Here is a 14,049-nt window from a genome sequence, read left to right as displayed (position 1 = left end):
TTGTAAAAATCCCGTTCTAAAGAGGGTCGGACTAGAAAGTATTTCTTGCTAAAACAAACAAAGAATGTAGAAATTTTGACAAATAGAAGTTTTTTGAGGAAATGCGCCTAAATATTCTGAAAATTCGTTTACTTTTTAAAAGATATATGTTATAATTTCCAGTAAGCCTAAATTTTTCAAGAGGAGTTAAAAACATGAAAAAAAGTAGAGTATTTGTTGCAGCAGGTGTTGCTTTATTAGCAGCAGGAGTACTAGCTGCTTGCGGTTCTTCAAAATCATCTGATTCAACAGCGCCAAAAAATTATGGCTATGTTTATACAGCTGACCCAGAAACGTTGGATTACCTCATTTCAGGGAAACAAAGTACTAAGGTCGCCACTTCAAATGGTATCGACGGTCTTTTCACAAACGACAAGTATGGGAATTTAGTTCCTGCAGTTGCAGAAGACTGGTCAGTTTCAAAAGATGGTTTGACTTACACCTACAAGATTCGTAAAGGTGTCAAATGGATGACATCTGATGGCGAAGAGTATGCTGAAGTGACAGCTAAAGACTTTGTAAATGGTTTGAAACACGCAACTGACAATAAATCAGCAGCTAAGTATCTAGCAGAAGATTCAGTTAAAGGTCTAGCTGACTATATAGCTGGAAACAATAAAGATTTTGCTTCAGTCGGTGTAAAAGCAGTTGATGATTATACCCTTGAATACACTTTGAACAAACCAGAACCATACTGGAACTCTAAGCTAGCCTACTCAATCTTCTGGCCATTGAACGAAGAATTTGAAAAATCAAAAGGATCTGATTTTGGTAAAGCAACTGACCCTACATCATTGCTTTACAATGGACCATTCTTGCTGAGAGGTTTGACTGCTAAGTCATCTATCGAATTTGTGAAGAATGAAAACTATTGGGACAAAGACAATGTTCATCTTGATAAAGTAACACTTGCTTACTATGATGGTTCTGATCAAGAATCAATTGAACGTAACTTTACAAGTGGGGCTTATAGCTATGCCCGTCTCTTCCCAACAAGTTCAAACTACTCTAAGGTAGAAGAAACATACAAAGACAATATCTACTACACTCCATCAGGTCCAGGTATTGGTGGTTTGGGTGTAAATATTGACCGTCAAGGTTACAAATACACTTCTAAGACAACTGATGAAGAGAAGACTTCTACTAAGAAAGCCCTTCTTAACAAGGACTTCCGTCAGGCTTTGAACTTTGCCTTTGACCGTACTTCTTACTCAGCACAAATTAACGGTAAGGAAGGTGCTCCTCTTGCAGTTCGTAACCTCTTTGTGAAACCAGACTTTGTCTCTGCAGGCGAAAAAACTTTCGGTGACTTTGTAACTGAAAAGATGGCTGCTTATGGTGATGAATGGAAGAATGTAAACTTTGCGGATGGTCAAGATGGACTTTTCAACGCCGATAAAGCCAAAGCTGAATTTGCGAAAGCTAAAACAGCATTGGAAGCAGAAGGTGTGAAATTCCCTATCCATTTGGATATCCCAGTAGACCAAACATCTAAAAACTATATCGCACGTATTCAATCCTTCAAACAATCCGTTGAGACAGTACTTGGAGAAGAAAACGTAGTCATCGATATCCAACAAATCACTACAGATGAACTACATAATATTACATACTATGCAGCTAGCGCAGCAGCAGAAGATTGGGATCTCTCAGGAGCAGTTGGATGGAACCCAGACTATGAAGATCCATCAACTTACCTTGATATCTTGAAAACAACGAATGCTGAACAAACAAAAACATACATGGGTTACGAAGGTGCAGATAATGCTGCAGCAGCTCAAGTTGGTTTGAAAGAATACGATAAGCTAGTTGATGAAGCTGCTAAAGAAACCAACGACTTGAATGTTCGTTATGAAAAATACGCGGCTGCTCAAGCTTGGTTGACAGACAGCTCCCTCTTCTTGCCAGCTATGTCATCAACTGGTGCTGCACCAATCATTTCTCGTGTTGTACCATTCACAGCATCATACAGCCAATCTGGAGATAAGGGCTCAGATGTATACTTCAAGTATATTCAGTTACAAGATAAGGTTGTAACAAAAGCTGACTATGAACAAGCTCGTGAAAAATGGCTCAAAGAGAAAAAAGAATCAAACGAAAAAGTTCAAAAAGAATTGGCTAATCACGTTAAATAAATAACTCTCAAGAGAACTTTCTCTCCATGAGGAGAAGGTTCTTTTGGGATTTTAAAAGGAAACGATATGAAGAAATATATTTTTATGCGTGTATTGCGTTCATTGTTGTCTATTTTCTTGGTGACAACTTTGACTTACACAATTATTTATACGATGGTTCCTCGAAAATTGATTTTCAAGCAGGATACCAACTATAACAAGATTGCAACGACACCGGACAAGCGGGATAATTATGAAAATACCGTTTATGAACGGATGGGCTATATCGAGTACTACGATACCAAAGAGTTGCAAGAAAGAGCGAGCACAATGGACTCATCTGTAACAGTGGATGCCAATGATACCAATAAGGCAATCTATGAAAAATACATCAACCAACTAGGAAATGGTTGGACACTTGGTGTGTTCTCAGAAAGTGGTCAATTCTATGCTACGCGTGAAATTCCAATTTTTGAACGTGTTTTCAAATTCTATGCGAACTTGATTGATATTGATCATCCAAACAAGATTCAAGACCCTGAAAATCCAAACTTGCAACGTTATCTTCGTTTTGAAAATGACCCTGCTATCGGTTGGTCATTGGTTGGTTCAGGTACAAAACACAAATACCTTTTGTATTTCAACAATCAATTCCCATTTGTACACCAAAACTTTGTGAACATCAACTTGGGTGACTCTTACCCAACTTATGCAAACACACCAGTGCTTCAAGTTATCACACAAGGTCAGGGACAAACTAAGACATCAGAAGTTCAATTCCCTACAGGTAAAAAGACTTCATCTGTAGATATTTACTCTCGTACCTACAAATCTCCAAGTCAAGCAGACGCGCGTGAAGTAGCCAACTATGGTAAAGACGATCCATATACAGCTACAGAAAGTAATTACCAATACCCATCAATGATTGCAAGTTCAGCTGTTGCTGGTTTGATCGGTTTGATTATTTCGTATGCGATTGCGATTCCACTTGGTTCTGCCATGGCTCGCCACAAGAATACTTGGATTGATAGCTTCTCGACAGGTGCTCTTACCTTCTTGCTTGCCCTTCCAACGATTGCCTTGGTTTACATCGTGCGTTTGATTGGCTCATCAATTGGTCTGCCTGACTCATTCCCTATTTTGGGTGCTGGAGATTGGCGTTCTTATGTCTTGCCAGCAGTTATTCTAGGTTTGTTGGGTGCGCCAAGTACAGCTATCTGGATTCGTCGTTACATGATCGACTTGCAATCCCAGGACTTTGTACGTTTTGCTCGTGCAAAAGGTTTGTCTGAAAAAGAAATTTCAAATAAACACATCTTTAAAAATGCCATGGTTCCACTGGTTTCAGGTATTCCTGGTGCCGTAATCGGAGTTATCGGTGGTGCAACATTGACAGAAACAGTCTTCGCTTTCCCAGGTATGGGTAAAATGTTGATTGACTCTGTTAAGGCATCCAACAACTCAATGGTAGTTGGTCTTGTCTTCATCTTCACATGTATTTCTATCTTCTCACTCTTTGTAGGGGATATCTGGATGACCATGCTTGACCCACGTATTAAATTAACAGAGAAAGGAGGCAAATAATGTCAACAATCGATAAAGAAAAATTTCAGTTCGTAAAACGTGACGATTTTGCCTCTGAAACAATTGATGCTCCTGCCTATTCATACTGGGGTTCTGTATTTAGACAATTTCTAAAGAAAAAATCAACCGTCTTTATGCTAGGAATTTTGGTTGCCATTATTTTGATGAGCTTTATTTACCCAATGTTCTCAGATTTTGACTTCAACGATGTAAGTAAGGTCAATGACTTCTCTGCTCGTTTTATCAAGCCCAATGCTGAACATTGGTTTGGTACAGATAGCAATGGTAAATCCTTGTTTGATGGGGTTTGGTTTGGTGCGCGTAATTCAATTCTTATCTCTGTAATTGCCACTTTTATCAACCTTGTGATCGGGGTTATTGTTGGTGGAATTTGGGGTATTTCAAAATCCGTTGACCGCGTCATGATGGAAGTTTATAACATTATTTCAAACATTCCATCTCTCTTGATTGTCATTGTCTTGACTTACTCAATTGGTGCTGGTTTCTGGAATTTGATTTTTGCCATGAGTGTGACAACTTGGATTGGGATTGCTTATATGATTCGTATCCAAATCATGCGTTACCGTGATTTGGAATACAACCTTGCTTCTCAAACACTTGGAACACCAACCTTTAAAATCATTGTTAAAAACATCATGCCACAATTGGTATCTGTTATTGTTTCTACAATGACCTTGATGTTGCCAAGCTTCATCTCTTATGAAGCCTTCCTTTCCTTCTTTGGATTGGGATTGCCTGTAACAGTGCCAAGTTTGGGACGTTTGATCTCAGATTACTCACAAAACGTTACGACCAACGCTTACTTATTCTGGATTCCGTTGACAACCTTGATCTTGGTATCCCTATCTCTTTTTGTTGTTGGTCAAAACCTAGCGGATGCTAGTGATCCACGTACACATAGATAGGAGTAGACATGACAAAAGAAAGTAATGTAATTTTGACTGCTCGCGATATTGTCGTGGAATTTGACGTTCGTGACAAAGTTCTGACGGCTATCCGAGGAGTTTCTCTGGACCTGATTGAAGGAGAAGTTCTTGCCTTGGTAGGTGAGTCTGGTTCTGGTAAATCTGTTTTAACAAAAACCTTTACAGGGATGTTAGAAGACAATGGACGTATTGCCCAAGGAAGCATCGACTATCGTGGACAAGACTTGACTGCTCTTACTTCTAACAAGGAATGGGAGAAGATTCGTGGTGCTAAAATTGCGACTATCTTCCAAGACCCTATGACAAGTTTGGACCCAATCAATACAATCGGTAGCCAAATCACTGAAGTGATCGTTAAACACCAAGGGAAAACAGCTAAGGAAGCCAAAGAGATGGCAATCGACTATATGAACAAGGTCGGAATTCCAGACGCTGAAAAACGTTTTGAAGAGTATCCTTTCCAATATTCTGGAGGGATGCGCCAACGTATCGTTATTGCGATTGCCCTTGCCTGTCGTCCAGATATCTTGATCTGTGACGAGCCAACAACGGCCCTTGATGTAACCATTCAAGCGCAAATCATTGATTTGCTTAAAACCTTGCAAAATGAGTACCACTTTACCATTATCTTTATCACCCATGACCTTGGTGTGGTAGCAAGTATTGCCGATAAGGTAGCGGTTATGTATGCTGGTGAAATTGTAGAATACGGTACTGTTGAGGAAGTCTTCTATGATCCACGTCATCCATATACTTGGAGTCTCTTGTCTAGCTTGCCTCAGCTTGCTGATGATAAAGGGGAATTGTACTCTATCCCAGGAACACCACCGTCTCTTTATACTGAGTTGAAAGGTGATGCCTTTGCCCTTCGTTCAGATTATGCGATGCAAATTGATTTTGAAGAGAAGGCACCTAAGTTTTCAGTCACTGATACCCACTGGGCTAAGACTTGGTTGCTTCATGAGAATGCTCCTAAAGTTGAAAAACCTGGGGTCATTGCAGATTTGCATGACAAGATTCGTGATAAAATGGGCTTTGCTCATCTAGAAGACTAGGAGGAAGGAAATGTCTGAAAAATTAGTAGAAATTAAAGATTTAGAAATTTCCTTCGGTGAAGGAAGTAAGAAGTTTGTCGCGGTTAAAAACGCCAACTTCTTTATCAACAAGGGAGAAACCTTCTCTCTTGTTGGTGAGTCTGGTAGTGGGAAAACAACGATTGGTCGTGCCATTATTGGTCTAAATAATACCAGTAAAGGTGAAATCATCTTTGATGGTCATAAAATTAATGGGAAAAAATCTCATAAAGAATCATCAGATTTGATCCGTCGCATCCAGATGATTTTCCAGGACCCTGCAGCTAGCTTGAATGAGCGTGCGACAGTTGACTATATCATCTCTGAAGGTCTTTACAACTACCATTTGTTTAAAGATGAAGAGGATCGAAAAGAAAAAGTTCAAAAGATGATCCATGAAGTTGGACTTTTGAAAGAACACTTGACCCGTTATCCACACGAGTTTTCTGGTGGTCAGCGCCAGCGTATCGGGATTGCCCGTGCCCTTGTGATGGAGCCTGATTTCGTTATTGCGGATGAGCCAATCTCTGCCTTGGACGTATCTGTTCGTGCGCAAGTTTTGAACTTGCTCAAGAAGTTCCAAAAAGAGTTGGGCTTGACTTATCTCTTTATCGCGCATGACTTGTCAGTTGTTCGCTTTATCTCAGATCGTATCGCAGTTATCTATAAGGGAGTTATCGTCGAAGTGGCGGAGACAGAGGAGTTGTTTAACAATCCTGTCCACCCATATACTCAGGCGCTTCTATCTGCTGTACCGATTCCAGATCCAATCTTGGAACGCAAGAAAGTCTTGAAAGTTTACGATCCTGACCAACATGACTATGAGACAGACAAGCCATCTATGGTGGAAATTCGTCCAGGTCACTATGTTTGGGCCAATCAAGCAGAACTTGCTCGTTACAAGGAAGCTCTTAAAAAATAATTAGATTCGGAGAGGACCAAAAGGTCTTCTCATTTTTAATTTACTGAAGTAATCTGACCGTAAAAATATTTTAAAAAAGTGCTGAAAAAGGCTTGACAAGGGGATTTTTTTTTTGGGGGGGTATACTGTAGGTAGTATATTTAAAAATAATGAGGAGACACAAGATGTCAAGAATAAAGCGTTATAAACATGATCGAAAAAAAGCTATCAAGCTAGAGAAACTTGCTTTGCTTGGTCTAGCAGCCGTGACAGTCGGTATAGCTGGAACAGCCCTTGTACATGCAGAGGAAACTGTAAAGGAACCATCAAAGAGCTTAGTTGATACTCCAGAAGCTAAGGAAAAGGAGCAAACAGCAGAAAAAGATACAGAATCTACTGTGGAAACTTCTAATCAACTACCAGATAAAGAAAATCAGGTTATTGAGGGAGAGAAACCCGCTTTGCAAACAGTTACCTTTGATGTGGTTGAAGTATATCACTATTTCCAAGCTGGTGGTCGAGGGGAAGCTGAATTGTCCCGAAAAACAATCACTCTCAAGCCAGGAGAAAGCTATACCTTAAAGGCGAATACCTATAAGGATTTTGAGCTTGATGATTATAAAGAAGGCTATGATTATAAGGAAAATCTTAAGAATATCGGCAGAACCATTACCAATGACGGCTCTGAGGAAATCCAAGAGAAGTATGTTATCACCTTCAAAGAAATTATCAGAGAGGTTCCAAACCCTACAGACTCGACCAGCCCAGATATTTATGCTAGTAAGATAAGCAGAGATACAATCGTGATGGTATTTCATCTTATAGATTGGGATGAGCAGAATTGGAAAGGGCAGAGGGGGTTGCCGAGAACTTATAGACTTCCCCTTGGGAAACGTTTTGACCCTAAAGACCTTGCAAATCCTGCATATGGAACCTTGTTGAAGTATGATGTGGGTGATATGGGTGTAGGGATAGTAGCAGCAAGTATATACTACAAATCTCACCCCAAAGAGACCCTCGTTTCTCCTACAACCGATGTTTCTGTTGCTTTAACAGGAGCGGATGTTGCAACTGTTGATAAGATTGTAGCGGACAAGGTTTTAGATACCACTATTCTGAGTAAACTCCCAGTAGAACTTCCAGCCAAAAATGTTGAACTTTACGATGTTAAGACTCAAAAGGCAGATGGTAGTTTTGTACAAATTTCAGGAGAAGCAACTGTAACGATTCCTGTGGATCCTAGTCGTAAAGTTGAAAAGGTAATCTACTTCTTACCAGAAACAGGAGCAGTTGAGGAACTGCCGTTTGAATTGAGTGCTGATGGAAAATATGTTCATTTCAAAGTTTCTCACTTCTCAAATTATGGGGTTGTTTATCAATCTCAAAACACTGAGAAACCAAATCCACAGCCAGATCCAGCACCGCAGCCGAACCCAGCACCGCAGCCGAATCCAACACCGCAACCAGATCCAGCACCGCAGCCGAATCCAACACCGCAACCAGATCCAGCACCGCAGCCGAATCCTACACCGCAACCAGATTCTACATCACAGCCGAATCCTGCACTACAACCGGAATTGACACCAGAACTAAATCTGAAACCTCAGGATAATGGTAAGGATAAGGATTCTAAGAATCTGTCTGAGGAGCCTAAAAAAATTGAAGATGTGAAGTCTGATCCATCTAAGAAAGAAATAGAAAAGACTGAAGATAAAGAAAAAACTTTACCAAAAACAGGAGAGAGTAGTAGTCTTTTAGGTTCAGTTGGAGCAGTATTACTAGGAATGGTGACGCTCCTTAAATTCTCTTTTAAGAATAAGAGAAACTAGTGTTTATTAAAAAAGTTGAATAAAAGCTTTATGCTCTGTTAAACTATGGGGATGGCTTATATACTAAAACGCATAAAATCAGGTTAAAGGTAGCCATAATTTTATGCGTTTTTGCTATTTAAAGAGTTTCATCTAGTTTCATTTATATTTCTATTAGCGTTTAGACCAAGTGCGTTTCATAAAGAGTAGCAGAATTGGGTATATCTCTAAACGACCTGCAATCATTGCAAAGGAGAGGAGGATTTTAGAGATGGGACTAAAGATGGCAAAACTTGAGGTTGTACCTAGAATAGGTCCGATATTGTTAAAACAGCTGAAGACAGCACTGGTCACGACTAGAAAATCATTGCTATCAAGACTGACGATAAAGATGAGAGAGAGAATAATCATCATATAGATAGCAAAATATTTAAGAATCTTGTGCTGGGTATCCTTATCAATCACAGTTTTATTGACGTGTAGAGTCAAAACACGGTGAGGGGATAAAGTGGACAAAATCTGATTTTTTGCGATTTTAGAGAGGATAAGTCCTCTGATCACCTTAAGACCACCTGCAGTTGAGCCTGCTGATCCACCGATTCCCATGAGGAAGAGGAGGATAAATTGGGAGAAGAGGGGCCAGTTGGTAATATCTCCGTAACCAAAACCTGTTGTCGTGATGATATTGGAAACTTGGAAGAAGGCCATTTCAACACTTTTAGAGACCCCTTGGTAGAGGTGGAGCGTATTAAGCGTAATCAAGCCGGTAGAAACTAGGACAATGATGATATATGCTCGTAGTTCTTCATCTCCAAAAAAAGCCTTAACCCGACGGAGCATGAGGTAGTAGTAGAGATTGAAGTTAACCCCAAAAACCAACACTCCGATACTAACTAGATAGGTGATGAGTGAGCTACCATAGTGGGCAATTCCGTCGTTATAGACGGTAAAGCCCCCAGTTCCTGCCGTTCCCATAGCGATGACAAAACTATCATAGAGAGGCATGCCTGCTAGATAGTAGATAACCACAAAAAGGGAGAAGAGAGCCAGATAAAGCAGATAGAGAATCTGGGCAGTGTTTTTTAGCTTGGATACGACCTTGCCAAAGACAGGACCAGGGACCTCAGCCTTCATCACCTCCAAGTGACTATTCTTGGCATTGTCCATAATGGCAAGTGCAAAGACGAGTACCCCCATCCCTCCAATCAAGTGGGTGAAACTTCGCCAGAAGAGGAGGGAACGAGTGAGAACGGAAACATCGTTCAGAATAGTTGCTCCTGTAGTCGTAAATCCGGAACTGATTTCAAAGAAGGCATCGATGACGCTGGGGATTTGTCCTGAAAAGACAAAGGGGAGGCCACCAAAGAAAGACCATAGAATCCAACAGAGAGCAACAATTAAGACCCCTTCCTTGGCATAAATCCGCTGATTTTTCGGTTTCCGTAAAACGCCTAGACCACCGAGAAGGACTAAAATTCCAATCGTAGAAAAGAGAGCGATAAATACTTGACTAGATTCTTGGTAATAGATCGCTACACTAACAGGAACTAGGAGAAGAACAGCCTCAATCAAGAGAAGCTTTGAGAGGAGGTAACGAATCATACTTTTATTCATTTTTTACCTCTCAATCAAATCATAAATTTTGGTGATGTTTGGCAATAAGGTCGTCACGAGTAACTTGTCTCCCACCTCAAGCATATCCTCTCCAGTAGGGAAGATTGTTTTTCCTTTTCGGATAATGGCTGCGATGAGAACCTCTTTTTTCAATTTCAACTGTGATAGAGGTTTGGTAGTCATTTTATTAGCTTCCTTGATTTGGAATTGGAGAGTTTCAATTTGACCGTTTGCGAGATGGTGCATGGCTTGAAGGTCTGAGTACTGAGCGTTTACTCGACCACGGATAAAGTGCATAATGGTATCCACTGCGATGCTTTTTGGTGTGATGATACTTGAAAAATCAGGTGCGTGGATAATCTCTAGAAGGCTTGTTCGGTTGACCTTGGTGATATTCTTATGGACGCCAACACGGTCAAGAAACATAGAAGTGATGATATTTTCCTCATCAACCCCAGTCAAGGTTGCGACTGCATCATAGTGGGGAGCACTTTCCTCAAGCAAAATGTCTTTTGCAGTTCCATCTCCTTGGACAATATAGAGATTGGGAAACTTTTCACTGAAGAAACGAGCTCTTTCAGGATTGATCTCGATGACCTTGGTATCAATGCGACTGTCTTTTAAAATGCCGAGAAGATAATAAGCAATCTTTCCAGCTCCAACGATAAGCAAGCTTTTCACTGCGCGAGATTTAAAATAGTTATGGAAAAGCATCATATCTACACGATTTCCCGTAACAAAAATTCTATCCTTGTCTTGGATAATCACATCACCACTTGGAATCATAAGTTGATGATCCCTCTCCATAGCACAGACAATGATATTACCAAACTTTTTACGAAAGTCTGAGATTGGCATTTGACAAAGGCCGCTAGAGTCCTTGACAACAAATTCCATGAGACTGACCCGACCTCCAGCAAATCGTTCGACAGAGAGGGCATTAGGGAAATCAATGATATTTGAGATCGCACGCGCTGCCAGGAGCTCTGGATTAACGATAAGTGAAAATCCAAGAATATTTTTCTCTTTAAAATAGGCATTAGAGTATTCAGGATTTCGCACCCGAACGATGGTTTCTTTAGCACCCATTTTTTTAGCAAGTACCGCTGAAATCATATTCACTTCATCGTGTTCGGTTAGGGCGATAAAGATATCGCACTCTTGAACACCGGCTTGCTCCAAGATGGCAAAGTCAGTACCATTTCCAAGGAGTCCTATGATATCAAAGCGACTGACAATGTGATTGAGGACGGCCTCATCTTGTTCGATGAGGACAACGTCATGGTTTTCTGCAACCAGTGAACGACAGAGGGCGAAACCAACTTTCCCTCCACCAACAAGAACAATTTTCATATAAAAAACCTACTTTTTCATGATGTAACTATCATACCCTTTTTTAGCAAAAAATGCACTTGCTAAGGCGATTTTTAGGGGAAGAAAGGCCTTTTCAAGTTTTGAAGATACATTTGTTTAACTTCTATAACGATGGCTCCGATTTGAAGTGATTTGGTTCTTTTACCATACCTTTTCAGAAAGGGAATGACCAAAGATGAAAGTATCATCAAAAAAAGTAAAAAAATCAAGTCATTTCTATTGACAATGATTCTGAAAGTGTTATACTAAGAAAGTAGTTTCGCTGATTTACTTCAAACCTGTTGTGAGGTAAGTTAACGATGCCTTAACCACGCTGTTTGCTGAGCTTGACTCCGGGCAGTGTGGCTATTTTTTTGCGATGATAAAAGGAAGCCAGTCATGACAAATCACATTGTATTATTTGAACCTCAAATTCCACAAAATACAGGTAACATTGCGCGTACTTGCGCTGCGACCAATTCTCCCCTTCACATTATCAAACCGATGGGATTTCCCATTAATGATCGCAAGATGAAGAGAGCAGGTTTGGATTATTGGGATAAGTTAGAGATTCATTTTTATGATAACTTGGCAGACTTTATGTCTCAGATGAAAGGACAAGTCTATCTGATTTCGAAATTTGCAGAAAAGGTCTATTCTGAGGCGAATTTGGCAAGTGGTGAAGATCAGTATTTTCTCTTCGGACGTGAGGATAAGGGGTTGCCAGAGGACTTTATGCGTGAACATCCAGAGAAAGCTCTCCGTATCCCTATGAATGATGAGCATGTCCGCAGTCTCAATGTTTCCAATACCGTATGCATGATTGTATATGAGGCTCTTCGTCAGCAGAATTTTGCAGGTCTTGAGCTTGTTCACACCTATGAAGCAGATAAATTGAAATAATCAAAATGCTTGCACTTGCAAGCGTTTTTTGTTATGATAAAGGGGTCTTCAGGGCTGGGTGTAATTCCCGACCGGCGGTGACTTTAACTAGCTATTTTGGCTTACTCTTCGTTGTCTTGTCTCGATATACTCAAGTATTATCTTCGACTGCGACGCCTAGATTAATCCAAAATATCTTAGTTAAAGAAGTCCGCGAGCGCAAGCTGATGTGGTGCGATTCCACAACCGACAGTATAGTCTGGATGGGAGAAGACGAAAGAATGGCTTTGTCTGTTCTGATGAGTTTATAGATGAATTGCAACCGCTTGCTCAAAAGAGTGAGAGGGAACTTTTGGGATATAAAAAGTGAGAATAGATAGAGGGATCCTTTCCAACTTCTTCTGATTTTATAGAAAATTGGAGGAACCTGTTATGACAAACACACGTCGAATTTCGACCATTGCGATTTTATCAGCCATTTCATTTGTGCTGATGTACTTTGACTTTCCGCTCTTGCCAGCGGCAACCTTCCTCAAGATCGAGTTTAGTATCTTGCCAGTCCTTGTAGGCTTGGTGGTGATGGATTTGCCAGCTGCTCTAGGAATTCTCTTGATGCGCTCACTCTTGAAGTTGCTTCTGAATAGCCAAGGAGTGAACACCTATATTGGCTTGCCAATGAATGTCGTAGCTCTGGGAGTTTTTGTTATCGTCTTTGGTTTGATTTGGAAAAAGGAACGCAGCACCCTTCGTTTCCTACTGGCATCTCTGGCGGGAACTATTGGATTGACTGCTGCCATGTTGGTTCTCAACTATGTCTATGCGGTTCCTTTATACGCGCAGTTTGCCAACTTTGATATTAGAGAAATTATAGGACTTTCTAACTACTTGATGACCATGGTTTTACCTTTTAACCTGATTGAAGGTTTAATCTTTGCCGTTTCATTCTGGTTGTTATACGTCCTCTTGAAACCAACCTTAAAACATTATGAGAGATAAACAAACATTTTTAATGAAGGGCAGTTTTGCCCTTTTACTTTTCGTCCTTCTTGGCTATATGGTTAAGTTCTATCCTGAAACGCTGGTCGGTTTTGATCAACCGCTTCAGACTGCCCTTCGTGGGGACTTGCCAGATTATTTAACGGTTCTGTTCCGTGCCCTTACGCATTTGATTGATATCCCAGTAATCATTACCTGGGTTGCCATCGCAGCCTTTATCTTTTATCGTAAGCAGTGGAAGATAGAAAGCTACTTCATGGCGGGCAATCTAGCCTTAGCCGGTCTTTTGATTGTGACCTTTAAAAATATTTACCAGCGCCCACGACCAGCTATCTTACACTTGGTAGAGGAGAAGGGATTTTCCTTCCCAAGCGGGCATTCTCTGGCAGTGACGCTGATGGTAGGGACTTTGATTGTCATTCTCAGTCAACGGATTAAAGATCCGGTTTTGAGAAAAATTGTGCAAATCGTCCTTGGGGTCTACCTAGTCAGTGTGCTGCTATCTCGGGTCTATCTGGGAGTTCACTATCCATCAGATGTTCTTGCCAGTTTCTGTGTGGGCTTGGGAGTCTTGTTTATCGAATTTCCTTTCTATGACAAGCTTCGCTTCCAATGGCGATTTAAAGGCAAGCAGAAGTGAGATAGGTCTTGCAAGAATGGTAAAAATCTGATAAACTAAGTAGTAATTGAATAGAAATCCGCAAGACTAGTAGCCCAAGGGAAGTATATCAGGGAGGA

11 protein-coding genes and 1 riboswitch are annotated in these 14,049 nt (G+C 40.6%); of the genes, 9 read left to right on the top strand and 2 right to left on the bottom strand.

Annotation, left to right across the window (positions count from 1 at the left end; translation table 11 throughout):
- Positions 1–194 precede the first annotated feature (194 nt).
- The 6 genes from D8844_RS06890 (at position 195) to D8844_RS06865 (ending at position 8,487) form a co-directional block, all read left to right on the top strand.
- Positions 195–2,174 carry a peptide ABC transporter substrate-binding protein gene (locus tag D8844_RS06890; RefSeq protein ID WP_125422930.1) on the top strand — a complete coding sequence of 660 codons (1,980 nt, stop codon included), beginning with the start codon at positions 195–197 and terminating at the stop codon, positions 2,172–2,174.
- 66 nt (positions 2,175–2,240) lie between these two features.
- Positions 2,241–3,737 (top strand): ABC transporter permease, encoded by a 1,497-nt coding sequence (locus tag D8844_RS06885; protein ID WP_000759891.1) that lies wholly within the window; start codon positions 2,241–2,243, stop codon positions 3,735–3,737.
- Positions 3,737–4,663, top strand: coding sequence for an oligopeptide ABC transporter permease OppC (oppC, locus tag D8844_RS06880; protein ID WP_000103692.1), 927 nt, complete (start codon positions 3,737–3,739; stop codon positions 4,661–4,663). Before D8844_RS06885 ends, oppC begins: the two co-directional genes overlap by 1 nt.
- 8 nt (positions 4,664–4,671) lie before the next feature.
- Entirely contained in the window at positions 4,672–5,739 is a 1,068-nt protein-coding gene (locus D8844_RS06875) for an ABC transporter ATP-binding protein (protein WP_061852929.1), read from the top strand.
- 10 nt (positions 5,740–5,749) lie between these two features.
- On the top strand, positions 5,750–6,679 hold the full coding sequence (locus tag D8844_RS06870) for an ATP-binding cassette domain-containing protein (protein ID WP_001291306.1): 930 nt from the start codon (positions 5,750–5,752) through the stop codon (positions 6,677–6,679).
- 164 nt (positions 6,680–6,843) lie between these two features.
- A complete protein-coding gene (locus D8844_RS06865) occupies positions 6,844–8,487 on the top strand; it encodes an LPXTG cell wall anchor domain-containing protein (RefSeq protein WP_125422927.1) in 1,644 nt (547 codons plus the stop codon).
- Positions 8,488–8,640: 153 nt separating this feature from the next.
- Here D8844_RS06865 and D8844_RS06860 read toward each other — a convergent pair whose 3' ends face one another.
- Entirely contained in the window at positions 8,641–10,080 is a 1,440-nt protein-coding gene (locus D8844_RS06860) for a TrkH family potassium uptake protein (RefSeq protein WP_125422924.1), read from the bottom strand.
- A gap of 3 nt (positions 10,081–10,083) precedes the next feature.
- The gene (gene trkA, locus D8844_RS06855; protein WP_125422921.1) at positions 10,084–11,433 is read right to left on the bottom strand and encodes a Trk system potassium transporter TrkA; all 1,350 of its coding nucleotides are present in this window, start codon (positions 11,431–11,433) and stop codon (positions 10,084–10,086) included.
- A 399-nt stretch (positions 11,434–11,832) separates the two neighbouring features.
- Between trkA and D8844_RS06845 the strand changes: the two genes are divergently transcribed.
- The 3 genes from D8844_RS06845 to D8844_RS06835 all read left to right on the top strand — a co-directional run bounded on the left by D8844_RS06845 (position 11,833) and on the right by D8844_RS06835 (position 13,951).
- Entirely contained in the window at positions 11,833–12,336 is a 504-nt protein-coding gene (locus tag D8844_RS06845; RefSeq protein ID WP_125422918.1) for a tRNA (cytidine(34)-2'-O)-methyltransferase, read from the top strand.
- A 40-nt stretch (positions 12,337–12,376) separates the two neighbouring features.
- A riboswitch (FMN riboswitch) is annotated at positions 12,377–12,594 on the top strand.
- A 153-nt stretch (positions 12,595–12,747) separates the two neighbouring features.
- Entirely contained in the window at positions 12,748–13,311 is a 564-nt protein-coding gene (locus D8844_RS06840; protein WP_125422915.1) for an ECF transporter S component, read from the top strand.
- Complete coding sequence (locus D8844_RS06835; protein WP_009013718.1) at positions 13,301–13,951, top strand: phosphatase PAP2 family protein; 651 nt, start codon at positions 13,301–13,303, stop codon at positions 13,949–13,951. The genes D8844_RS06840 and D8844_RS06835 overlap by 11 nt, the downstream gene beginning before the upstream one ends.
- Positions 13,952–14,049 lie beyond the last annotated feature (98 nt).

The organism is Streptococcus oralis, assembly GCF_003942875.1.
Lineage (GTDB): Bacteria > Bacillota > Bacilli > Lactobacillales > Streptococcaceae > Streptococcus > Streptococcus oralis_BX.
Note: the sequence above shows the minus strand (reverse complement) of the source record. Positions and strands in the feature narration are given on the sequence as shown.

Excerpts from the sequence above, each read along its gene's own strand:
- D8844_RS06890 (WP_125422930.1), top strand. The coding sequence starts at position 195 with ATGAAAAAAAGTAGAGTATTTGTTGCAGCAGGTGTTGCTTTATTAGCA.
- D8844_RS06885 (WP_000759891.1), top strand. The coding sequence starts at position 2,241 with ATGAAGAAATATATTTTTATGCGTGTATTGCGTTCATTGTTGTCTATT.
- oppC (WP_000103692.1), top strand. The coding sequence starts at position 3,737 with ATGTCAACAATCGATAAAGAAAAATTTCAGTTCGTAAAACGTGACGAT.
- D8844_RS06875 (WP_061852929.1), top strand. The coding sequence starts at position 4,672 with ATGACAAAAGAAAGTAATGTAATTTTGACTGCTCGCGATATTGTCGTG.
- D8844_RS06870 (WP_001291306.1), top strand. The coding sequence starts at position 5,750 with ATGTCTGAAAAATTAGTAGAAATTAAAGATTTAGAAATTTCCTTCGGT.
- D8844_RS06865 (WP_125422927.1), top strand. The coding sequence starts at position 6,844 with ATGTCAAGAATAAAGCGTTATAAACATGATCGAAAAAAAGCTATCAAG.
- D8844_RS06860 (WP_125422924.1), bottom strand. The coding sequence starts at position 10,080 with ATGAATAAAAGTATGATTCGTTACCTCCTCTCAAAGCTTCTCTTGATT.
- trkA (WP_125422921.1), bottom strand. The coding sequence starts at position 11,433 with ATGAAAATTGTTCTTGTTGGTGGAGGGAAAGTTGGTTTCGCCCTCTGT.
- D8844_RS06845 (WP_125422918.1), top strand. The coding sequence starts at position 11,833 with ATGACAAATCACATTGTATTATTTGAACCTCAAATTCCACAAAATACA.
- D8844_RS06840 (WP_125422915.1), top strand. The coding sequence starts at position 12,748 with ATGACAAACACACGTCGAATTTCGACCATTGCGATTTTATCAGCCATT.
- D8844_RS06835 (WP_009013718.1), top strand. The coding sequence starts at position 13,301 with ATGAGAGATAAACAAACATTTTTAATGAAGGGCAGTTTTGCCCTTTTA.